22 protein-coding genes are annotated in these 22,199 nt (G+C 65.0%); 16 read left to right on the top strand and 6 right to left on the bottom strand.

Annotated elements, in window-relative coordinates:
* Positions 1 to 121: 121 nt before the first annotated feature.
* The 10 genes from BM197_RS11600 (at position 122) to BM197_RS11645 (ending at position 10,619) form a co-directional block, all read left to right on the top strand.
* Positions 122 to 883, top strand: a complete 762-nt coding sequence (locus tag BM197_RS11600; RefSeq protein WP_090711734.1) for an HAD family hydrolase — start codon at positions 122 to 124, stop codon at positions 881 to 883.
* Entirely contained in the window at positions 883 to 3,333 is a 2,451-nt protein-coding gene (locus BM197_RS11605; RefSeq protein WP_177216817.1) for a glycoside hydrolase family 65 protein, read from the top strand. Before BM197_RS11600 ends, BM197_RS11605 begins: the two co-directional genes overlap by 1 nt.
* Positions 3,334 to 3,438: 105 nt before the next feature.
* On the top strand, positions 3,439 to 4,164 hold the full coding sequence (locus BM197_RS11610) for a 3-oxoacid CoA-transferase subunit A (protein ID WP_090711674.1): 726 nt from the start codon (positions 3,439 to 3,441) through the stop codon (positions 4,162 to 4,164).
* Entirely contained in the window at positions 4,161 to 4,832 is a 672-nt protein-coding gene (locus BM197_RS11615) for a 3-oxoacid CoA-transferase subunit B (RefSeq protein ID WP_090711675.1), read from the top strand. Before BM197_RS11610 ends, BM197_RS11615 begins: the two co-directional genes overlap by 4 nt.
* The gene (locus BM197_RS11620; RefSeq protein WP_090711677.1) at positions 4,829 to 6,001 is read left to right on the top strand and encodes a thiolase family protein; all 1,173 of its coding nucleotides are present in this window, start codon (positions 4,829 to 4,831) and stop codon (positions 5,999 to 6,001) included. The genes BM197_RS11615 and BM197_RS11620 overlap by 4 nt, the downstream gene beginning before the upstream one ends.
* 10 nt (positions 6,002 to 6,011) lie before the next feature.
* A complete protein-coding gene (locus BM197_RS11625; RefSeq protein WP_090711679.1) occupies positions 6,012 to 6,788 on the top strand; it encodes an IclR family transcriptional regulator domain-containing protein in 777 nt (258 codons plus the stop codon).
* A 192-nt stretch (positions 6,789 to 6,980) separates the two neighbouring features.
* The gene (locus BM197_RS11630) at positions 6,981 to 7,184 is read left to right on the top strand and encodes a three-helix bundle dimerization domain-containing protein (RefSeq protein ID WP_090711681.1); all 204 of its coding nucleotides are present in this window, start codon (positions 6,981 to 6,983) and stop codon (positions 7,182 to 7,184) included.
* Between the two features lie 191 nt (positions 7,185 to 7,375).
* Positions 7,376 to 8,455 carry a sugar ABC transporter substrate-binding protein gene (locus BM197_RS11635; protein ID WP_090711683.1) on the top strand — a complete coding sequence of 360 codons (1,080 nt, stop codon included), beginning with the start codon at positions 7,376 to 7,378 and terminating at the stop codon, positions 8,453 to 8,455.
* Positions 8,456 to 8,589: 134 nt separating this feature from the next.
* Positions 8,590 to 9,342 (top strand): ATP-binding cassette domain-containing protein, encoded by a 753-nt coding sequence (locus BM197_RS11640; RefSeq protein WP_090711685.1) that lies wholly within the window; start codon positions 8,590 to 8,592, stop codon positions 9,340 to 9,342.
* Positions 9,339 to 10,619 (top strand): sugar ABC transporter permease, encoded by a 1,281-nt coding sequence (locus BM197_RS11645; protein WP_090711687.1) that lies wholly within the window; start codon positions 9,339 to 9,341, stop codon positions 10,617 to 10,619. Before BM197_RS11640 ends, BM197_RS11645 begins: the two co-directional genes overlap by 4 nt.
* 19 nt (positions 10,620 to 10,638) lie before the next feature.
* Here BM197_RS11645 and BM197_RS11650 read toward each other — a convergent pair whose 3' ends face one another.
* The 3 genes from BM197_RS11650 to BM197_RS11660 form a co-directional block, all read right to left on the bottom strand.
* Positions 10,639 to 11,526, bottom strand: coding sequence for a carbohydrate ABC transporter permease (locus BM197_RS11650; RefSeq protein WP_090711689.1), 888 nt, complete (start codon positions 11,524 to 11,526; stop codon positions 10,639 to 10,641).
* Positions 11,523 to 12,446, bottom strand: coding sequence for a carbohydrate ABC transporter permease (locus tag BM197_RS11655; RefSeq protein ID WP_245762510.1), 924 nt, complete (start codon positions 12,444 to 12,446; stop codon positions 11,523 to 11,525). Before BM197_RS11655 ends, BM197_RS11650 begins: the two co-directional genes overlap by 4 nt.
* 130 nt (positions 12,447 to 12,576) lie before the next feature.
* A complete protein-coding gene (locus tag BM197_RS11660) occupies positions 12,577 to 13,887 on the bottom strand; it encodes an ABC transporter substrate-binding protein (RefSeq protein WP_245762511.1) in 1,311 nt (436 codons plus the stop codon).
* Positions 13,888 to 14,064: 177 nt separating this feature from the next.
* On the opposite strand from BM197_RS11660, the gene BM197_RS11665 reads away from it, so the two are divergent.
* Together BM197_RS11665 and BM197_RS11670 are read left to right on the top strand one after the other, a co-directional pair.
* Positions 14,065 to 14,874, top strand: coding sequence for an SDR family NAD(P)-dependent oxidoreductase (locus BM197_RS11665; protein WP_090711693.1), 810 nt, complete (start codon positions 14,065 to 14,067; stop codon positions 14,872 to 14,874).
* A 52-nt stretch (positions 14,875 to 14,926) separates the two neighbouring features.
* Positions 14,927 to 15,643 carry a FadR/GntR family transcriptional regulator gene (locus BM197_RS11670; protein WP_177216818.1) on the top strand — a complete coding sequence of 239 codons (717 nt, stop codon included), beginning with the start codon at positions 14,927 to 14,929 and terminating at the stop codon, positions 15,641 to 15,643.
* 7 nt (positions 15,644 to 15,650) lie between these two features.
* On the opposite strand, the gene BM197_RS11675 is transcribed toward BM197_RS11670, so the two are convergent.
* Together BM197_RS11675 and BM197_RS11680 are read right to left on the bottom strand one after the other, a co-directional pair.
* Entirely contained in the window at positions 15,651 to 16,691 is a 1,041-nt protein-coding gene (locus tag BM197_RS11675) for a zinc-dependent alcohol dehydrogenase (protein ID WP_090711696.1), read from the bottom strand.
* Complete coding sequence (locus BM197_RS11680; RefSeq protein WP_090711738.1) at positions 16,688 to 17,683, bottom strand: sugar phosphate isomerase/epimerase family protein; 996 nt, start codon at positions 17,681 to 17,683, stop codon at positions 16,688 to 16,690. Before BM197_RS11680 ends, BM197_RS11675 begins: the two co-directional genes overlap by 4 nt.
* A 162-nt stretch (positions 17,684 to 17,845) precedes the next feature.
* Between BM197_RS11680 and BM197_RS11685 the strand changes: the two genes are divergently transcribed.
* From BM197_RS11685 to BM197_RS11700, 4 genes are read left to right on the top strand one after another with little or no spacing between them, the layout of a single operon-like run.
* Positions 17,846 to 18,886, top strand: a complete 1,041-nt coding sequence (locus BM197_RS11685; RefSeq protein ID WP_090711698.1) for an Ldh family oxidoreductase — start codon at positions 17,846 to 17,848, stop codon at positions 18,884 to 18,886.
* A complete protein-coding gene (locus BM197_RS11690) occupies positions 18,883 to 19,830 on the top strand; it encodes an NAD(P)-dependent oxidoreductase (protein ID WP_090711700.1) in 948 nt (315 codons plus the stop codon). The genes BM197_RS11685 and BM197_RS11690 overlap by 4 nt, the downstream gene beginning before the upstream one ends.
* 47 nt (positions 19,831 to 19,877) lie before the next feature.
* Positions 19,878 to 20,609 carry an orotidine 5'-phosphate decarboxylase / HUMPS family protein gene (locus BM197_RS11695; protein ID WP_218151862.1) on the top strand — a complete coding sequence of 244 codons (732 nt, stop codon included), beginning with the start codon at positions 19,878 to 19,880 and terminating at the stop codon, positions 20,607 to 20,609.
* Positions 20,606 to 21,547, top strand: coding sequence for a carbohydrate kinase family protein (locus BM197_RS11700; RefSeq protein ID WP_090711742.1), 942 nt, complete (start codon positions 20,606 to 20,608; stop codon positions 21,545 to 21,547). Before BM197_RS11695 ends, BM197_RS11700 begins: the two co-directional genes overlap by 4 nt.
* A gap of 134 nt (positions 21,548 to 21,681) precedes the next feature.
* Here BM197_RS11700 and BM197_RS16325 read toward each other — a convergent pair.
* A partial coding sequence (locus tag BM197_RS16325) for an HNH endonuclease signature motif containing protein (protein ID WP_177216819.1) occupies positions 21,682 to 22,199 on the bottom strand: 518 nt, incomplete at its 5' end.

The following is a 22,199-nucleotide window of genomic DNA, read 5'->3' on the forward strand; positions in this document are numbered from 1 at the left end:
CTGTCCAGGGAACCCTCGCCGGTTGCCGCCGTCGAAACCGCACCCCACCAGACGGTTTCCGGGGCGGTGTCGTAGAGTCGGCGTAACGACTCGACTGCCCATCGACTTCTCGGGAGTTCTTCTGAACGCACAGCACTCGGTTCCCCGCAACCTGAACGACTTCCGCGCAGTACTTTTCGACCTGGACGGCGTTCTGACGCCGACGGCTGAGCTTCACCGCTACGCCTGGCAGTCGATGTTCACCGAGGTGTTCGCCGAGAAAGCCGTGCCGGAACCGTACTCGGACGATGACTACTTCGAGCACCTGGACGGCAAGCGCCGCTACGACGGAGTCGCCGGCATCCTGGACTCCCGGGGGATCCGGCTGCCATGGGGAACGCCGGACGACCCGCCAACAGCCGACACGGTGAGCGGCATCGGCAATCGCAAGAACGACTACTTCTCCCGCGCTCTGGAGGAGCGAGGAATCAGCCCGTATCCCGGTTCGCTGGCCCTCGTCGAGCAACTGGATGCGAAACGGATGCCGATGGGCGTCGTGTCGAGTTCGAAGAACGCCAGGTGGGTACTCGACGCTGCCGGACTGATCGACCGATTCCCGGTGATCGTCGACGGCGTTCTCGCCGCCCAGAAATCGCTCGCGAGCAAACCCGCGCCGGACATGTTCCTGTTCGCGGCACGCGCCCTGGGCCTCGACCCCGCTGAGATCGTTGTCTTCGAAGACGCCATCTCGGGTGTCGCTTCGGCTCGTGCCGGCGGATTCGGCCTCGTCATCGGCGTCGACAGGGGCGCTGGGGCACAGGCACTGCTGGACGCGGGGGCCGACACCGTCGTCGAGGACCTCGCCGTCCTCACCGAGCCGCTCACCGAGGGAGAACGCCGATAATGGACCGGGACCGCTTCCCCATTGACCCCTGGCGCCTGATCCAGACGGAATACAGCACAGAAGACCTGGGCGTCACCGAGTCACTGTTCGCCGTTGGCAACGGATTCCTGGGCATGCGGGCGAATAACGCCGAGGGCCGCACCGCACACGAACACGGCACATTCGTGAACGGGCTCCACGAGACCTGGAAGATCCGCCACGCCGAGCAAGCGTACGGGTTCGCCGAGGTGGGCCAGGCCATGGTCAATGCTCCGGACAGCAAGGTCATGCGGCTCTATGTCGACGACGAACCGCTCTCCGTCGCCGAGTCCGACGTACTGAGCTACGAGCGCTCCCTCGACTTCCGCGAGGGTGTTCTGCGGCGCGAACTGCTCTGGCTCACCCCCTCAGGCAAACGGGTCAAAGTGACAGCGTCGCGAATGGTGTCGTTCCCTGAACGGCATCTCGCCGTGATGACGCTTGAGGTGACCGTCCTCGACGCGGATGCTCCGTTGACGATTTCCTGCCAGCTCCTCAACCGGCAGGATGGCGAAGACGAATACGACGGCGCCGTCGAGACCGGCAAGGAGTTGAACGACCCCCGCACAGCAGGTCGTGTGACCGAGCGGGTTTTTCTCCCCCGGAAGCACTGGCAGGACGGCGACCGAAGCGTCCTGAGCTACGAAGTCGCGAATTCGGGGATGACACTCGCCCTCGCTGCCGACCACGTGATCGAGACGTCCAACGACTACAGCGTCGAGAAGTACATCGACGGTGACATTGCCAAGAACGTCTTCGCGATCGACGCGCGGCAGGGCGACCCCGTCCGCATCACAAAGCTCGTCAGCTACCACAGTTCGCGGACGACGCCGACGCGAGAACTCATCGACCGGTGCCGACGCACACTCGACCGGATCAAGGCAGCAGGCGTTGCTGCTCAGTACACCAAGCAACGCGAATGGCTTGCCGAGTTCTGGGCCCGTTCCGACGTGGAGATCCCCGGACATCCAGATGTGCAGCAGGCGGTGCGCTGGAACCTGTTCCAACTGGCGCAGGCCTCGGCAAGAGCAGACGGACTCGGCGTGCCGGCGAAAGGACTCACCGGCAACGGCTACAGCGGCCACTACTTCTGGGACACCGAAATCTACGTGGTGCCGTTCCTCTCCTACACGAGCCCGCTGTGGGCCCGTAACGCGCTCCGGATCCGGGAACGGATGCTTCCCGCCGCGCGCGACCGGGCGAAGAAACTCAATGAAGCGGGTGCGCTCTTTCCGTGGCGCACGATCAATGGAGAAGAGGCCTCCGCGTACTACGCCGCCGGCACCGCCCAGTACCACATCAACGCCGACGTCACCTATGCGCTCGCGAAGTTCATCGACGCGACGGGCGATATTGATTTTCTCTGCAACGGCGCGATCGACATAGCGGTCGAGACGGCGCGGATGTGGCTTTCGCTCGGCTTCTGGCGCTGGAACGGCGAAGACCGATTCGAGATCCATGGGGTCACCGGGCCGGACGAATACGCCACGGTGGTCAACAACAACCTGTTCACCAATGTCATGGCGCGATTCAACCTGCGCTACGCGGTCCAGGCGCTGAAAAGGCTGGAGCGCGATCGGCCGGAGGCCTATGAACGCACCGTGAAGAGACTCGAGCTGCGCAGCACAGAGCCCACCGACTGGGAGCGTGCCGCAGACGCCATGGCCATCCCGTATTCGGAAAGCCTTCAGATCCACCCCCAGGACTCCGAGTTCCTCGAACGGGAGGTGTGGGATCTCGAGGCGACACCCGAGAACCGGAAGCCGCTCATGCTGCACTTCCACCCCCTGGTGATCTATCGGTTCCAGGTGCTGAAGCAGGCTGACGTGGTTCTCGCGCTGTTCCTGCAGGGCGACGAGTTCACCCTTGAAGAGAAGCTCGCCGATTTCAACTACTACGACCCCCTGACTACGAGTGATTCCAGCCTGTCGAAGATCGTCCAGTCGATCATCGCGGCGGAGGTGGGGTATCAGGATCTTGCGCTGGACTACTTCCATGACACCGTTTTCGTCGACCTCGAGGACCGGCACGGCAACACCTCGGACGGGGTGCACGTCGCCGCGGCGGGCGGCGTCTGGAACGCGCTGGTGTCCGGTTTTGGCGGAATGCGTGACCACGACGGTGTCCTGACTTTCGATCCACGACTCCCCAAACAGTGGCCGGAGCTGCGGTATCGGCTGACCTGGAGGGGCACCCGGATGCTCGTGGTCTTGTCGACGACGGCAATGCGGGTCTCTGTCCTCGACGGGGAGAATCCCGTCTCTTTCCTGGTGCGTGGGGAACAGTTCGAGGTCGGCCCCGGAGGCGACCTGGAGATCCCGCTGCCCGACCAGGGCCCGATCCTCGCTGGCCGGCCGGTGCAGCACCGAGGGTACCGACGGGACGACGGAACCCTCATGGAGCCCACGGCGGCGCAGCGCGACGAGGAGTGACGCCGAACGGTCGCGCGATGGACGTGCGTTCTCTGTCCAGCGCGCCCGGAATGACGTATTATGATCATGATGTGAACTTTTGTTCGCTAGATGAACGGATGCGACATGATCTCAAAGCTGAGGAACAGCGTCGACGAAGCTGTTTCAGGAATCGCCGACGGCGCGGTGGTGATGATCGGGGGGTTCGGCCGTGCCGGCCAGCCGGTCGAACTGATCGATGCGCTGCTGGCGCAGGGAGCAACTGACCTCACGGTCATCAACAACAACGCCGGCAATGGCGACACCGGTCTGGCGGCCCTCCTCGCCGCCCGGCGGGTCCGGCGGATCATCTGCTCCTTCCCGCGGCAGAGCGACTCGCACGTCTTCGACGCCCTCTACCGCGCCGGCGAGATCGAACTCGAGCTCGTGCCGCAAGGAAACCTCGCGGAGCGCATCCGCGCCGCCGGTGCCGGAATCGGCGCCTTCTTCACCCCGTCGGGATTCGGGACGGCCCTGGCCGAGGGCAAGGAGACCCGCGACATCGACGGGCGCCCGTACGTCCTCGAGAACGCGCTTCGCGCGGACGTTGCGCTTGTCAGCGCCTATCGGGCCGATCGGTGGGGCAACCTCGTCTACCGCAAGACCGCCCGCAACTTCGGCCCGATCATGGCGGCTGCCGCAACCACCACGATCGTCCAGGTCGACGAGGTCGTCGAGCTCGGTGGGCTCGACCCCGAGACCGTGGTCACGCCCGGTATCTACGTGAACCGGGTGGTTGCCGTTGGGGAGCGGGCGTGGCTCCGCGACGGCGAGTTCGTCGGAGCAGCCTCCGTGGAAGGAGCCGCATCATGACCACGCGAATCTCCCGTGACGAGCTTGCCGCCCGCATCGCCCAGGACATCCCCGAGGGCGCCGTGATGAACCTCGGCATCGGAGCCCCGACCCTGGTGGCGAACTTTCTCCCTGCGGGCCTCGAGGCCATTCTCCACACCGAGAACGGCATGTTGGGCATGGGTCCTGAGCCGCAACCCGACCGGATCGACCCCGACCTCATCAACGCGGGAAAGCAACCGGTGACCGAACTGGACGGTACGGCCTACTTCCACCACGCCGACTCCTTCGCCATGATGCGAGGCGGTCACCTCGACGTCTGCGTGCTCGGTGCGTTCCAGGTGTCGGAGCGCGGCGACCTCGCCAACTGGTCGACCGGGGCCGCCGACTCCATCCCCGCCGTCGGCGGAGCGATGGACCTGGCCATCGGGGCGCGCCGCGTTTACGTCATGACCGACCTGTTCACCCGCTCAGGAGAGTCGAAGCTCGTCCGCGACTGCAGCTACCCACTCACCGGCGTCGGCTGCGTCACCCGCATCTACACCGACCATGCGATCTTCGACGTCACGCCCACCGGCCTCGCCGTGATCGAGCTATTCGGTGACAACACGGTCTCCGAGCTGTCGACGCTCACCGGCCTCGACCTCGAGGACGCCACCCGGGATGCCGACGACAAGGAGCTCGCATGACCGGCAGCTACATCTACGACGCAGTGCGCACGCCGTTTGGGCGCCACGGCAAAGGGCTGGCGGGAATCCGGCCGGACGACCTCGCCGGACACGCGCTGTCCGCACTGCTCGGCCGGCACCCCGACCTCGACCCCGCGCGTATCGACGAGGTGCTCCTCGGCGACGCCAACCAGGCCGGCGAAGACAACCGGAACGTGGCGCGGATGGCGGCACTTCTCGCCGGACTACCCACATCGGTGCCAGGGGCGACCGTGAACCGGCTCTGCGGGTCCAGCGTCGAGAGCGTGATCCAGGCCAGCCGTGCCGTCGAAACCGGAGACGCGGACCTCGTGATCGCCGGCGGCGTCGAGTCGATGAGCCGGGCTCCCTGGGTGATGCTCAAGCCTGCAAAGGGCTACCCGGCCGGACACGAGACGCTGTACTCGTCCACTCTCGGCTGGCGGATGGTCAACCCGCGGATGCCCGAGCGGTGGACTGTTTCTCTGGGGGAGACCGCCGAGATGCTCGCCGACCGGTTCTCCATCGGCCGCGATGAGCAGGATGCTTTCGCGGTGCGCAGCCACCGGGCGGCGGCATCCGCCTGGTCCGCCGGCCTCTACGACGGTGAGATCGTCCAGGTCCCGGGCGCCACGCTCGCCCGCGACGAGGGCATCCGCGATGACACCTCGCTCGAATCGCTGGCACCGCTCAGGCCAGCGTTCCGGCAAGAGGGGTCGGTCACGGCCGGCAACTCGTCGCCGTTGAGCGATGGCGCGTCGATGCTCGTGATCGGCGGCGAGAACGCGCCGATCGACGCGGAGCCTCTCGCGCGCATCATCGGCCGCGGGGTGAGCGGTAACGACCCCGACAGCTTCGGCATCGCACCGGTGGAGGCCGCCAATCGCGCGCTCGCCCGCGCAGGCAAGACCTGGGCCGACGTCGACGTGGTCGAGCTGAACGAGGCGTTCGCGTCGCAGAGCCTCGCCTGCCTCAAGCTGTGGCCGGAACTCGACCCGGACAAGGTCAACATCCACGGGGGTGCGATCGCTATCGGGCATCCGCTCGGCGCCTCTGGCGGCCGCATCATCGGTCACCTCGCGCAGGAGCTCAAGCGTCGAGGGGGCGGCGTCGGCGTCGCCGCGATCTGCATCGGAGTCGGCCAGGGCCTTGCGGTCGTGCTCGAACGATAACGTTGGGTACATGAGCGACGATCCGGAGCCAAGCGGGCAGTACGTCCAGTCCCTGGCTCGCGGTCTCAGCGTCATCCGGGCGTTCGGGCGCGACCGACCCAGCATGACCCTCAGCGACATCGCCGACACCACTGGTCTGACGCGCGCGACCGCCAGGCGATTCCTGCTCACCCTCCTCGAACTCGGTTACGTCCGCGCTGACGGGCGACTCTTCGCCCTCACTCCGCGAGTGCTCGAGCTGGGATTCTCGTACCTGTCCGGGCTGGCCCTCCCCGAAATAGTGGCACCCCATCTTGAAGAGCTGTCCCGCGAACTCAACGAATCCGCCTCCGCTTCCGTGCTCGATGACAGCGACATCGTCTACATCGCCCGCGTTCCGGCACGGCGGATCATGACAGTCTCCATCACCGTCGGCACGCGGTTCCCTGCGCATGCCACCTCGATGGGCCGCGTGCTGCTCGCCGGCCTGGACGAGTCGAGCCTCGAGCGCTACCTGGACTCGTTCGGCCGCGAAACGCTGACCGAGAAAACGGTGACGGATGCCGTGTCGCTCCGCCACACGCTCGAGGAGGTTCGCCGGCAGGGCTGGGCTCTCGTCGACCAGGAACTCGAGCACGGCCTCCGATCCATCGCCGCCCCGCTCCACGGCGCCGACGGCCGGGTGGTCGCCGCCATCAACGTATCGACGTCGACCTCGACCGCGAGCCTCGAGCGCATCCGGGACGAGTACCGCCCTGCCGTGCTGCGGGCCGCGGCCGATATCAGCGCCGCTCTTATTCGTTACTGACGGAGGGCCGAGTACCGTCCGAGCCGGGGTTCGGCGCAGCCGTTCACGCCGGAACGTCGGACTGAAATTCCTCGGCTTCGTTTGGCTTCGTCTTTGCCTCCCCGATGGCGAGCGCATCATGACCGCACAAGCCGCCGCGCCGCAGCGCGGAGGAAATTTGACGGGGTCCAGAACGCGGTCAATACTCAAGAGGTGACAAAACTCATCGACGACGAAGAGACCATCCGGCAGGTCGCAGACACCCTCGAAGTGAAGTACCCGGACATGGCGCGTGCCGAACTCGAAGCGATCGTTCGGGAGGAATTCGGCGCAATCTCCGGTCGTCCGGTGCGCGACTACCTCTCCATCCTGACCGAACGAGCCGCTCGAAAACGAATCAAGAAGTCGATCGCCTGATTCCTTAAGCGGCGTCATCTCGCCATCGCGGGGATGCGAAGCGCAGGTGCGGCCGACGCGGGAAAGCGTCGGGAAAGCGTTATCTGAATGGGATTGCCCCAAACCTGAGGTTCAGTCATTATGGTCGAGCCGCCGCCAGGAGGGCGGGGTACCACGAGGGGTTGACCTCACCTCAGATAAAGGGAAGTGCCATGAAGCCTTCTTCTTCTTTCGTCCCCGCGGTCGCACTCGCCGGGATTTCGGCACTGCTCCTCGCCGGCTGCGCAAGCGGCGGCGGCAGCGGCAGAGATGACAGCGGGAACGGCGGCAACGCCGAAGCGACTCGTGCGTGCGTCATCCTTCCTGACGCGGCCTCATCGCCGCGCTGGGAGAACAATGACCGGCCATACCTTCAGAAGGGCCTTGAGGACGCCGGCTTCGAAACCGACATCCAGAACGCGCAGGCTGACGTCAACAAGTACGCCACCATCGCCGACCAGCAGCTCACGAAGGGGTGCGGTGTCATGCTCCTCGTCGACTACAACGGTGCTGGCGCCGCGGTGGCCGAGAAAGCCAAGGGCGAGGGCATCCCGGTCATCGCGTACGACCGCCCGATCGAGGGAGCGGACTACTACGTGTCGTTCGATAATCTCGAAGTGGGCCGGCTCGAAGGACAGTCGGTCGTTGACGGGCTCACGGCCGCAGGCAAAGACCCTGCGAGCGCTGTCGTTGTTTACATCGGCGGCGACCCTGCCGACGGAAACGCCAAGATGTTCCACGACGGGGCTGTTGAGGTCATGGAAGCCGCAGGCATCAAGCCGGCGGCCGAGCCCCCAGGGGTCTGGGACGGCGACAAGTCCGCGACCAACTTCGAGCAGGCTCTCACCTCGCTCGGCGGCAAAGTCGACGCCGTCTGGGCCGCGAACGACACCAACGCCGCTGGCGTGATCACCATCCTCGACAAGAACGGACTCACCGTGCCCGTGTCGGGGCAGGATGCCTCAGTCGCAGGCCTGCAGAACGTCCTGCTCGGCAAGCAGACTGCCACGGTCTACAAGCCGATCAAAGAAGAAGCGGATGCAGCGATCGATCTCGCCACGGCCCTCCTCAAGGGTGAAACCCCGGAGGCAGACCAGGAGTTGGAGGACGGCACTCCGTACATCGCGGTCACGCCGATCCTCGTCGGGCCGGACGAAGTGAAGACCGTTGTGGCTGCGGGGGACGCCGACGCTGAGGAGCTGTGCGCCGGCGAAGTCGCTGCAGCGTGTGAGCAGTACGGCGTCAGCGGCTAACTGATCCAGAGAGCCGGGCCGTGCCGTCGAGGCCGGCCCGGCTCCCTCCAATTCGCCCGCTGCGCTGTTCGCGCCGTCGGGCGACCGGAAACGCACGCATCAGGACGGGGCGGCCGACGTAAGGAGAACCGAACATGGATGTGCCACTCATCGAACTGTCGGGTGTCGTCAAGAGTTTCGGACCGGTGAGCGTCCTCAAGGGCGTCGGCATGAAGGCGTACGCAGGCCAGGTCACGGCTCTGGTTGGCGACAACGGCGCCGGAAAATCGACCCTCATCAAGGGTCTCGCCGGAGTGCAGCCGTACGACGAGGGAACTGTACGGTTCGACGGCGACGACGTCACGCTGCATGCTCCCCGGGATGCCGCACGGTTGGGGATCGAGGTCGTCTACCAGGACCTCGCGCTGTGCGACAACCTCGACATCGTGCAGAACATGTTCCTGGGCAGGGAGGAGACCCGGTTCGGCACTTTCGATGAAGGTCGAATGGAACGTGATGCTTCCGACACGCTTCGCTCGCTCTCTGTGCGCACTGTGAAATCGGTGCGACAGAAGGTGTCGTCCCTGTCCGGTGGCCAGCGCCAGACCGTCGCTATCGCGCGGGCTGTTCTGAAGAAGGCGAGGGTCGTCATCCTCGACGAACCGACCGCCGCCCTCGGCGTAGCCCAGACCGAGCAGGTGCTGAACCTGGTGACGCGACTGGCCGAACAGGGAGTCGCCGTCATCATCATCAGCCACAACCTCGTTGACCTGTTCGCCGTGGCCGACCACATCAACGTGCTCTATCTCGGTCAGATGGTCGCTTCGCTCGACACTCGGGAGACCACGAGCGATGACGTCGTCGGCTACATCACGGGCACGAAGACCCCGGCAGGAGTTACGCCATGAGCGCCCGCACCATTCCCACCTCCGAAGCCGCACCCGGACCCGTCATCCCGACCGAGAACATCGGCAGCGGCCAGGAAGGCGGCGTCCGCGACCAGGTGCGTGCCTGGCTGCAGCGAGTCCGCGGCGGAGAGATGGGCGCGCTGCCGGCCATCGGCGGGTTCATCGTCCTGAGCATCCTGTTCTCCATCCTCAGCCCGGTGTTCCTCACCGAGCGCAACTTCGCGAACCTGATGACTCAGGCGGCCACCCTCGTCATGCTCGGGATGGCGCTCGTGTTCGTCATCCTCCTCGGAGAAATCGACCTGTCGGCGGGTGTGACGGCCGGCGTATCGATGTGTATCTTCATCGTGCTGGTGAACGTGCAGGGGCTGAACTGGATACTCGCGCTGGCCATCGCTTTCGGGGCCGGTGTGCTGATCGGCACGTTCATCGGCTTCTTCGTGGCGAGGGTCGGGATTCCGTCATTCGTCGTGACCCTCGGCCTGTTCCTCGGGCTCCAGGGCGTCGAGCTGATGATCATCGGCGCCGGCGGGCTGTACCGGGTGCAGATTCCCGAGATCCTGGCGATCCAGAACAGGAACATGCCGCCGTGGGCGGGGTGGACGATGCTCGTCGTCATCCTCGCCGTGTCGGCCGCGACATCGTTCTGGGATCGTGCGCGGCGGTCCCGCGCCGGGGTGATGAACCGCACCATCGCCCTGGTATGGATCAAGCTCGGCTTCATCGCTGTGCTCGGCGGGGCTGTCGTGTACATCCTGAACCAGGACCGCGGCCAGTCGATCCGGGCCGTTCAGGGCGTGCCGATCGTCGTGCCGATCGTTCTCGCGATCCTCTGGGCAGGCACCTTCGTGCTCGACCGCACCAAGTATGGACGCAACATCTACGCGATCGGCGGCAACGCGGAGGCGGCACGGCGCGCAGGGATCAAGGTCGTCATGGTGCGCTGGACCGCGTTCATCGTCTGTTCAACGCTCTCCGTCGTTGCGGGGCTCTTCTCCATCAGCAAGGTGGGTTCGGTGGATGCCGCCGCGGGCCGCGACCTCGTGTTGAGCGGTGTCGCGGCCGCCGTCGTCGGTGGTGTCAGTCTCTTCGGCGGCCGGGGCCGTCTCCTCCACGCCGCCGTCGGTGCCCTCGTGATCGCTGTGATCACGAACGGGCTGGGGCTGTTGAACCTTCCGGCCGGCGTGAACTTCGCGGTCACCGGTGGCGTGCTCATCCTCGCGGCCACTGTCGATGCGGTCTCCCGCAAGCGCGGCGGTGCCGTGGTCCGCACCTGAGCGGGACGAGCGGCGGAGGTCAGCCCTTCGTCGCTCCGGCGGTCAGGCCGGAGACGATGTACTTCTGCGTGAAGAGCGCGATCACCATGATCGGGACGGTGATGACGACGGCTGCCGCCATGAGTCCACCCCAGTCGATGCTCGCGTAAGCGACGAAGTCGAAGATGGCCACAGGAAGCGTCTTTGTCTTCGACCCTGAGAGCACGAGCGCGAACATGAAGTTGTTCCAGGAGAAGATGAACGACAGGATCCCAGCGGTTGCGACCCCCGGCACTGACAGCGGCAGGGCGATCCGCAGGAACGCACCAATCGGTGTCAGCCCGTCGACCTGGGCCTGCTCCTCGAGCTCAACGGGGAGTGAGTCGAAGAACGACATCATGATGAAGACGATCAGGGGGAGCGCGACGAACATGTGCGACAGGATCAGCACCTCGTAGCCGCCGACCAACTTGAGGTTCGAGAAGATGAAGTACCACGGGACGAGCAGGCTGACGCCCGGAATGACCCGGGCCATCAGCACGAGACCCGCCGACTTCTTCATGACGAAGCGGCTCATCGAGTACGCAGCGGGGAGACCGAGGACGAGAGAGAGCACGGTCGACGCGAAGCCGATCCAGAAGCTGTTGAAGATGTACTGGAGGTAATTGGCCTGACCGAACACCGTCTCGTAGTTGCCGAGTGTCGGCGTGAAGACCAGCGCGGCGGCCGGGTTGTAGATGTCAACGTTCGTTTTGAAGGACGCCAGAACCATCCATACGAGCGGGGCCAGGAAGGTCAGCACGACGAGGGTCAGCATCACGACCCGGAAGATCGAGTACGAGGCGACCTTGCGTCGACGGGGGCGCGGTGTGGAGCGCGGGCCCGGCGTCACGTCCGGCGTCGCGAGTTCCTCGATCGTTGTCGTCATGATTCGCTCCTCTTCTTGCGCGCGGTGAGCAGCCAGATGCAGCCGATGATCATCATGAAGAACAGGATCAGCACCGTGGAAGATTGGCCGTATTTGTTGTAGTCGAAGCTCAAGCCGTACGCGTACACATTGAGGGTCTCGACTTCGTTGAATGAACCGCCACCCTTGCCTTTCGTGGCGTAGAGAATGTCGAACGTCTTCAGGGCGTCGATTCCCCGGAGGAGAATCGCGGTAATGAAGGTCGGCATCACGAGCGGGAAGGTGATGTACCAGAACCGCTGCCAGGCATTCGCTCCGTCGACCCTGGAGGCTTCGTCTGGCTCATCGGAGAGAGACGTGAGTCCTGCGAGAAGGATAAGAACCACCATGGGTGTCCACTGCCAGATGTCGACGAATATCAGCGTCGTCAGCGCCGACTCCTGACCCGAAAGCCACGGCTGCGGAGGCAGGCCGAACCAGGACAGGAGCTGGTTGGCGAATCCCATCTGAGGGTCGAAGATCAGGCGCCACATCATTCCGACGGCGACCGGTGTAGCGACGAGCGGGAGCAGGATGGCGATGCGCACCCACTTCTCCCCTCGGAACGGGCGCCACAACAGTAGTGCGATGCACATGCCGAGGATCATTTCGAAGAGCAATGCGCCACCGGTGAACAGGACGGTGCGACCGACGGCGGGCCAGAAACGGTCGGTGTCTGTCAAAACGGAGGCGTAATTCTCCAGACCGATGAAGTCAGCGGGCGCCCGGACGGAGCCAGAGGCGTCGGTGAAACTCAGGTAGAGGGTCCAGCCGACGGGGAAGGCGATCAGTAGCGCGACGAACAGCATGGCCGGCGCGGCCAGAACCCACTTCCGGTGCTTGTTCGCCCACTGCGAGAACGACGACCTGCCGTTCCGCTGGCGATTGATGACTGTGGTCACCTGATACCTCTCGTTGACGGGCACCCGAGCCGGGTGACGGTTGTGTCAGAAATGCGCGTCGCGACGTGTCGCGTCGTTCGGTGTCAGTGGGCCGTCCAGCGGTGTGGACGGCCCACTGATCCTCAAGGGGTTACTTCTCGCCGTCGAGGAACTTCTGGAATCCCTCGTGGGCCTCAGCGATGGCGGCATCCATATCGCCACCGGTGATGGCGACCACGATCGGCATGCCGACAATCTCGCGCGCTTCAGCGACGGACTTCACGAGCGGACGGTCGTACCCGACGCCCGTCTCGGAACCGATGGCAACGGCCTTGGCCAGGTCGGCGGGGAACGATGCTGTGCCTTCTTCGTTTGCCCACACCGAGTCCCGTGCGCCGGGGACGCCGGCCTGCTGGATCTCGAGCGTCATCTCCGGGCTTGTTGCCCACTGGATGAACTTCCACGCGTTGTCCTGGTTTTCGGACGCGGCGTTCACGCCGAGGGCCCATGAGGGCACGTTGTACGGCTTGGAGCCCTCCGGGCCCTCCGGGAACGGAGCGAAGCCGACGCTGTCAGAAACGGTGGAGTTCTCTGCTTCGGTCAGGTTCTTGTAGAGGCTGCTCGCATCCGTGTAGAACGCAGCGTTGCCCTGGGCGAAGATCGCTGCGGCTTCCGGCCAGCTCATGTCGGTGCTGACGTTCTCCGGACCATAGTTGTGCAGCAGGCCACCGTAGTACTCGAAGGCCTTCCTGGCTTCGGGTGAGTCGATGGCCGAGTTGCCGTCCTTGTCGATGAAGTCCCCACCGAAGCTGAACAGGTAGCTCGAGAACTGTGTGACCGCAGCCGACTTGCCCGTGCGGGCCACGAAGCCGGCGACGCCCGGGTTTGCCTCGGAGACAGCCTTCGCGGCCGCTTCGAGCTCGTCAAGCGTCGTCGGTACCTCGACACCGGCAGCTTCGAGCAGGTCGGTGCGGTAGTAGAGGACTTCCTGCTCGGTGATGGTCGGCACTCCGACGACCTTGTCGTCGTAGGTCGTGGCCTCGACCGGACCCGCCTGGAAGTCGTCGAAGTCCCAGTCGCCGCCGTCGGCAGTGCGGTCCGTGAGGTCAGCGAGGTACCCATTTTCGGCGAAGAGCTTGCCCTCCTGGAGCGGGCGGTACATCATGACGTCGATCTCGTCACTGCCTGCGTTGAGTTTGACGTTGTACTGGTCAGAAAGTTGATCTTCGCCGAGCTGGGTGAGTTCGACGGTCAAGCCGGACTCGTCCTCGAAGTCGGAGATCTTCTCCTTGACGATGTCTGTCCACACGTGGTTCGCGAGCGTGACGCGAAGAGTGGACGAACCCTCAGCCTTACCTTCGTTGTCGCCGGCGCCGCTTGCGGCACATGACGTGAGTACACCGGCTGCGACGACGATGGCCGCTCCCAGTCCGGCGACCTTCAACACTGAATGATGCTTCACTGCATCTCCCTTTTCTTTGAATGCGCAGCATTGCGCACGAACCGAAGGCATCTCGCGATGCCATGTAATACGATTATTCGAATAAATCATATCTATAAGAAGTGTTGCGTCAATCTCGTTCGTCGACCGTTGTCATAACGTGACCGAGGAACCCCACACGAAAGGCCCCACCATCTCATGAATATCGACCTCAGCGGCCAGGTTGCCGTAATTACCGGCGTCGGCAAAGGCATCGGCCGGGAGCTGGTGAGCCGGCTGGCCGACGAAGGCATGACAACCATCTCGGTTGACATCTCGCAGAGCGACCTTGATGCCGTCGCGGACCAGCTCTCCGCCGCTGGCCACACAGGCCGCCAATATGTCTGCGATGTTCGCGACGGCGAACGCATCCGAGCCATCGTCGCCGAGGTGACGAAAGAATTCGGCCGGATCGATCTGCTCGTCAACAATGCGGGAGTCGCAGGCAACGGTGCCATCGAAGACCTGCCCGAGGCCGTCTGGGACTTCGCACACGACGTGAACCTCAAAGGAACCTTTCTCATGTGCCAGGCCGTGCTCCCCACGATGAAGGCGCAGGGGCGAGGTCGCATCATTAATGCCGCATCCTTCGCCGCCATCATTCCCAGCGTCGGCAGTGCCGCCTACGCCTCGTCCAAAGCGGCCGTTGCTCACTTCACGCGCGCGCTGGCAGGCGAAGTGGGCCCGTGGAACATCACGGCCAACGCGTACGCACCAGGCATGATTCCGACCACTCTCAACCACTTCGCGGAGCTGCCGCAGGAAGACCAGGACCGCCTCCTCGACACTCTCAGCATCCGCCAGTGGGGCACGAAAGAAGACATCGCGAACCTGATCTGTTTCCTCGCCTCCGATGAGGCCAGGTACATTACCGGTACGCTCATCGATATCAGCGGAGGCAAGCTGGCAACCCAATTTCCCCGCGCGGCTTACGAGATGGCGGCGGCCAATGGCCAGTACGAAAAATAGAGCGAGCGATGGGAAACGTGTTCCCGGCACCCCGGACGGCGATCGTCCAGTCATGAAGTATCGCTCTCGCATTGGGTCCGGTCTGTACGAGCGGGTTGTGGAGATCCTCGGCCAGGAAATCATCAACGGCGAGATTCCTGTCGGAGGCCTTGTCTTCGCAGATCAGCTCTGCGAACGACTTGGTGTTTCGCGATCCGTCGTGCGGGAGAGCATCCGAACCCTGAGCTCGATGGGGCTCGTCGAGGCCCGACCCCAGGTGGGCACCCGTGTGCAACCGTCATCCAACTGGGATCTTCTCAACCCGTACGTTGTGAAGTGGCGAAGCCAGGGCCCCGACTACGTGCACCAGATGAAGGAACTCCTGGAGCTCCGCCTCGGGATTGAGCAGGCCGCTGCGCGCCTAGCCGCTGAGCGGATCGCCCCTGGCGATGCGGCCGGCCTCCTGGAAACGGCAAACGGGATGAAACGTGCCCTCGAGAAAAAGGACACCCGCGGATTCTTCGACGCGGATGCGGCATTCCACCGCCTTCTGCTCGAGGGGACCGAGAACGCGGTCATCGCGCAACTAGCCGACACCATCGGAGCTGCCCTCGAGGTTCGGGGTGGAGACACCCGGCCGGTGATGCACGCTATGAGCGAGAAGGCGGTCGAGCACCACGTGGCGCTGGCCCAGGCCCTCGTCGACGGAGATTCGGCGAAGGCCCAGGCCGAGGCGCTGCTGCTGGTCGAGGGAACGCTCAAGGAGTTCTCGAACCTGCCGGGGGAGTAGTCGGACGCTACCCCGGCATCACCATGACCGACTTGATGTTGCGCCCTGACTCCATGTCTTCGAACGCTGCCTCCCAGTCTGCAAGTTCGTAAACCCCGCCGAGGACGGTCTCGGTGTCAAGCTTGCCCTTGGAAAACAACTCGAGGACGCGTTCCCAGGTGGTCCAGGTGTGTGAGAACGAGCCGTACAGGGTGACCGCCTTGGCCACCAGGGGGTCGAGGCTGAAGTCGAGCGGCTGGGGGCCCCAGCCGATCTTGACGATCGAGCCATAGGGGCGGACCAGATCCAGGCTTTGACGCAGCGCTGCACTGACGCCCGTGGCATCCACCACCAGATCGGCGCCGAAGCCGTCTCCAAGGGAGCGGATGACCTCACCCGCGTCCTCCGCCGTGATGTCAACCGTTCGGTCGGCGCCCAGAATGATCGCCTTTTCGAGCCTGCTTGCGTCGACGGGTGTCCCAAGCACGACGATGGTGCCGGCGCCACGCAGGCGGGCCATCTGGAGCGAGAGTGCACCGATGGCGCCGATGCCCTGAATGACGACCAGGTCGCCGGGAACGACGGGCGCCCTCTCGACCATGGCGTTGTATGCGACCGCGAACGGTTCGGTCATCGCTGCCTGCTCATAAGACACGTTGTCGGGGATGCGGTGCAGCACGCGGGGCTCAGCGAGCATCAGCTCGCCGAACGCTCCATCGCGAATGGCTCCGTAGCCCTCGCGGTGGGGGCATAGGTTGTATCGGCCCGTGCGGCATAGCGCGCACGTGCCGCAGATCGACGCCGCCGTTTCGCAGACCACGCGCTCGCCGACATTCCAGCCGTCGACATCGTCGGCGACGGCGACGATGACCCCAGCGGTTTCATGGCCGAGGATGACGGGCTGGCGTGTGGCCCAGCTCTGCTTGTTGCGCCACATGTGGATGTCGGAACCGCAGACTCCGACCGCTCGTGCGGCGATCAGTACTGTCCCCGGCTGCAGGGTCGGCTCCGCGACATCCCGGACCTCGACGTCGCCGTCCTCGAGCCCGAATTTCACGAGTGCTTTCATCGGTTGGCCTCCCTCGGGCTCGTCAATGCCGGTTGCGCGATGCTGGCGAACCCGGCGGCGCTCCTGGCCTCTTCGTGCTTCTGCACGCGCACCTCGGTCGATCCGCCGAAGTACTCCTCGCGCGCCTGGCGCAAGTACTCGACCGATTCGAGCATCTCGCCCATACCGTTCACGCCGTCCTCGATGCTGATCCAGCCGTCGTAGCCGGCTGCCGCCAGTGTGCGGAAGATTCGGGGATAGTCGTTGAGCCCCTGGCCGATGACGCCGTGCTGAAGGAGCGGCGAATACCCGATGGTGCCGTCGCTCTGGCGAAGATCGTCGAGCGATCCGCCCGGGGCGAGGGAGCGATCGGATGCCTGCATGGTCACCACGCGGTCGATCACGAGGTCCAGGAAGTCGGCGGAGTAGTCGCCGGCGACGATCGCATTCGACGGATCGAACTGCACACCGAAATGTGCCCGGTCGTCGATGCGCTCGATCAGTTCGAGGAAGACGTCGGACTTCTGGGCGAACTCCGGGTACTTCCAGGTGCCGTCCTTGTAGTGGTTCTCGAGGGCCAGCGTGACGTCAAGCTCGCGCGCGACAGGCAACAGGTTTTCGATGGCCTCCACCACCCAGTCGAGTCCCTGCTCTCGCGACACCTCCGGATGACGCTGGCCGCTGAGCACGCGGGTGCTCGCGCCGGCGCCGCCGAGGCGAGCGGTGATCCGCATCATCTCCAGTTCGCGATCGAACTCGGCTTTTCGCACGTCTCGGTCGGGGTTCGTGAAGTCGGGGGAGGCACACAGCATGGGCATCTCGAAGCCGGCTGCCGCCAGGCTCTCGGCGACACGGCCCACAAAGCTGTCGCTCGTCTCCGTGAACATGCCGGAGTAGAGCTCGAGGCCGTCAGCGGGCAGGACCCTGGCCTTTTCGATCCAGTCGAATACCGTCATGGTCCTGTGGACGACCAAGGCGTCCAGATCCCCCTTGGGGAACACACTGATTCTCATTCTGTCCTCTTTGACTGGTTCGCCGAAGCGAACGGAGTGGGCGGAATCCGCGCCGCGAAAACGCATTCTGCCTATTGTGTATATAAGTATGACGTATAAGATTATTGCGAGGCAACCACGTCGGGGGCCATTCGCACTGATGCGAACAGAAGGACAGAAACGATGCTGATCGACGCACACCGACTCCAGGCCTGGGCTACGGAGCTCCTGAAGGGCTGGGGATACTCCGAGGACGACGCGAGCTACATCGCAGCGACCCTCGTCGATGCGAACTCCCGCGGCGTCGACTCACACGGCGTCATCCGTCTTCCCGCCTACAGCAGGCGGATCGTCGAGAACCTCATAGATCCCGCTGGCGTTCCCCAGGTCACGGTCGCGGGATCCGTCGTGACGGTGGATGCCAACCGGGCGGCTGGTCAAATCGCCGCGCGCGCGGCCGCCGAAGCGGCGCTCGCGCTCAGCCGCAAGACCGGAATCGCCACCGCAGCGGTTCATGGCAGCGCCCACTTCGGTACCGCGGGTTACTACGCCCGCTGGCTCGCCGAGCGGGGAGCTATCGCGATCGTTGTGTCCAACTCAGAACCGATCGTTGTTCCCTTCGGCGGGAAGGATGCGCTTCTGGGAACCAACCCATTCGCGTTCGCTGCTCCCACTCATTCAGTGCCGATCAGTCTCGACATGGCCACGAGCACGTCCGCGATGGGCAAGGTGCTCGTCGCACAGGCGAGCGGCGCATCGATCCCGGATTCGTGGGGAGTGGACGCGGACGGCGCGCCGACCACTGACCCGAATGCCATCAAGGCGCTTCTGCCGGTCGGCGGGCCCAAGGGGTACGGCCTCGGCTTCCTCGTCGAAATCCTCGGAGGGGTCCTCACCGGGGCTGCGATCTCGCACGGCATCGGCAACATGTACAACGACTTTTCCAAACCGCAGAACGTCGGCCACTGGCTCGTGGCGATCAACATCGAGCACTTGCTGCCCCTCGACGAGTTCAAGAACCGCATCCAGGTTCTCGTGGATGCCGCGCACGAGAGCGCCCCGGCTCCCGGGTTCACCGACGTGCTGGTGCCAGGCGAGCCGGAGGAACGGACCAAAGAGGCCCGCCTCCGCGACGGCATCCCGCTCGCAGACGCGACTGTCGACGAACTGCGTGAACTCGGCAGCCGTTACAGCGTTCAGTTCCCCGAAGGAGCAACCCGATGACTTTCAAGATCCTGCTGCCGACCAGCCTGCCACTTGACGTCACACCTCGCGACGATGTCGAGTTCGTGCCGTTCGCGCCCGGGGAACCGATCCCGGCGGAGCACCACGACGCGCAGGGGCTCGTCGTCTGGGGAATGCCGGATGCGCTCCTCGAGGATGCCGCCACACGGCTCACCGCTGTCCGCTGGGTTCAGCTGCTTTCAGCGGGAAGCGACGCAGCGGTGAAGGCCGGATTCGACGCATCCGTCGTACTCACCTCCGGGCGATCCCTGCACGACCGGCCCGTCGCCGAACACGCCCTTGCCCTCGTGCTGGCCGCCGCACGCCGACTGCACACGCTGACGCGGGCCCAGATCGGGCACCGCTGGGCGAGCGAGATCGGCGGTGCGCAGCCGGAGCCGAGCCCCGGGCTGTTCAGCACGTTGCGCGGCGCCCGGGTGATGATCTGGGGCTTCGGAAGCATCGCCAGCGCCCTCGCACCGCACCTGGTTGCGCTTGGAGCGACAGTCACCGGTGTCGCGACGACCGCACGGGAGACCGCTGGGTTCCCGGTCATCAGCACGGACGATCTCGCCGCCCATCTTCCGGACACCGATGTCCTGATCATGATCCTCCCGTCGACGGACGCCACCTCGAAGATCCTCAACGCCGATCGGCTGGCGCTCCTGCCCGCCCACGCCTGGGTCGTCAACGTCGGACGCGGAAGCACAATCGATGAGGACGCCCTGCTGGACGCTCTCCGCGAAGAGCGCATCGGTGGAGCCGCCGTCGACGTGACCACGATCGAACCGTTGCCGGTCGAGTCGCCACTCTGGGACCTGCCCAACCTGATTCTCACGCCCCACGCAGCCGGCGGCCGCCCGCTGGATGCGGCCCGGCTGATCGACGAAAACCTGTCCGCGTTCCTGCGCGGGGCCGAACTGCGCAACGTCGTCCAGAGGTAACACCGCCACCGTAGGCCGCCCCGAATAGGAAAGAAGAGCACACAACCATGCCCCACAGCATCCGTGGCCTCACTCGCGAGACCCTGATCCGCCCGCTCGTGCAGATCTCGCTCGATCTCACCAATAACGACGAGGCACTTCGCACCGCGGCGATCGCCGTCGAGGCCGGTGCCGACTGGATTGAGGTCGGCACGCCGCTCGTGCTTGCTGAAGGGCTTCATGCGGTGCGTGCCTTGCGTAAGGAATTCCCGAACCACCCGCTCATCGTCGATCTGAAAACCATGGACGGCGGCTACCTGGAAGCGGAGATGATGGGGGATGCCGGTGCGGACGCCGTCATCGTGATGGGCAGGGCACATGACGCCACGATCGACAGGGTGATCGAAGCCGGAGACCGTTTCGGCATGCTCGTCATGGGGGACGACCTGGGCACGACCGACCGGGTGGCCGAGGCTGTTCGACTCGAGAAGCTCGGGGTCGGAATGGTGATCCACCACATCGGCTACGACCACCGCAACCAGCACCCGGAACTGAAGCTCAGCCCGCTCACCGATCTCGAGGCCATCGTTGCGGCGACCACCGTACCCGTGCAGGCGGTCGGGGGTCTCAGCATCGATCAGGCCGTGAGCTGCCCGGGCATCGGTGCGCCCGTTGTGGTGTTCGGCGCCCCTCTCGCGATCGACGGCGAATCGTTCTCCGCAGCGGATGGCGACCTTCTCGGGGTTCTGACTGACGCGTGCTCACGCGTGCACGCCGCGCCCATCAGCTACCCGGCGTGAGCTTTCGCACCGATCCGGCCACAGCCGGGGATGTCCTCGTTCTCGGCGAGACCGTCATTGACATCGTGGACCGCGACGGCGTCCAGACGGAACACGTTGGCGGGTCGCCCGCCAACGTCGCGGTAAGCCTGGCGCGCCTCGGCCATCGGGTGCGACTGGTCACCGACATCGGCGACGACGAGCGCGGCCAACGAGCCCGCGTGCACTTCCGCGAGTCGCACGTGCAGGTCACATCAGGCGAGAGAGGGAGGACACCCACCGCGATCGCACGGATCCAAGCGGACGGATCGGCCGAGTACACCTTCGACATAACCTGGGACCCGCCAGTGCCTGAACTCGACCGGGCGGTGCACGTTCACACCGGGTCGATCGCGGCGTTCCTCTCGCCAGGTGCTGAGACCGTTCGGAACTTTCTCGAGTCACTTCCGTTCGGGGTCACCAGCAGTCTTGACCCCAATATCCGGCCTGCGCTCATCGGCTCCCACGCGGAGGCGCTCCACACGTTCGAAACCCTGGCTGCCGTCTGCACGGTGGTGAAACTCAGTGACGAGGACGCTCGATGGCTCTACCCAGCGGTGGACCCGGCCGAGGTCGTTGACCGGTTGTTGGAGCTGGGCGTTCGGCTCGCAGTGGTGACCCGCGGTGCTGATGGGCTGCTCGTCGCCTCACGACTCGCGCGGCTCGAGGTTCCCGCGGCCACGATCGCGGTTGCCGACACAATCGGTTCCGGCGACTCCGCCATGGGCGCGATCATCGATGAATTTGTGCGGGCAGGGCTGGAATCGCTCACCGAGGCGAGCCTTCGCCGCATCGGGACCTGGGCGGCCACCGTGGCGGGTGTCACAACCTCGCGGGCTGGAGCCAACCCGCCGTGGAGGCGAGAGCTTCTGGGTGATTCGGGCGTCGGGCAGTCCCCGGATGGTTCTTCAAGCGCGTAAAGGCGCAGCGCCGTATCTCCGTGGATCGAGTGTGCTGACCCCTACGACCCCCGGATGCCCATCGGGACCACGGCTTAGCTCTTTGATGGCCTGCCTCGAGTTTGTAGGCGGAACTTTGTCCGGTGCCCCGTTGGTCAGAACGGCGGGGGTCGGTTCGGCTCTGTCGGTGGTGGGGCGGCAGGTAGCGGAGGTGGTGCGGTGGCCGGGTTCGGGTCAGGCGGCCCTGACCCACCTGGTTCGTCGTAACGCCATGTGGCGGGCATCGGCAGCGCCACGTCGGGTTCGGTGACGTAGCTGCGTCCGTCGGGGGAGGTCCACCGGATCACCCCACCCGGGAGTTGTTTCGCCGTCCACGTGGTCTGGTGTTTCATTCTGTGGTGTTTGGGACAGACGTGGCTGAGGTTGTCGCAATCGGTCGGCCCGCCGAACTCCCACGCTTCGGTGTGGTCGATCTCGCAGTGTGTCGCCTGCCGGTTACAGCCCTCCCACCGGCAGGTTCCGTCGCGAAGAACCAGATAGTCCCGCATCTGCTTCGTCGGTGTGTACCTCGTGCGGCCCAACGACAACAGAGCACCGCTCTCCGGGTCGGTGAGCAGCCGGTACCAGGTCTTCGACCTCCCGGCGAGCTTCCGGGCGGTCTCCGGGTCGATCG

It is taken from the genome of Mycetocola miduiensis (assembly GCF_900115155.1).
Taxonomy (GTDB): domain Bacteria; phylum Actinomycetota; class Actinomycetes; order Actinomycetales; family Microbacteriaceae; genus Mycetocola_A; species Mycetocola_A miduiensis.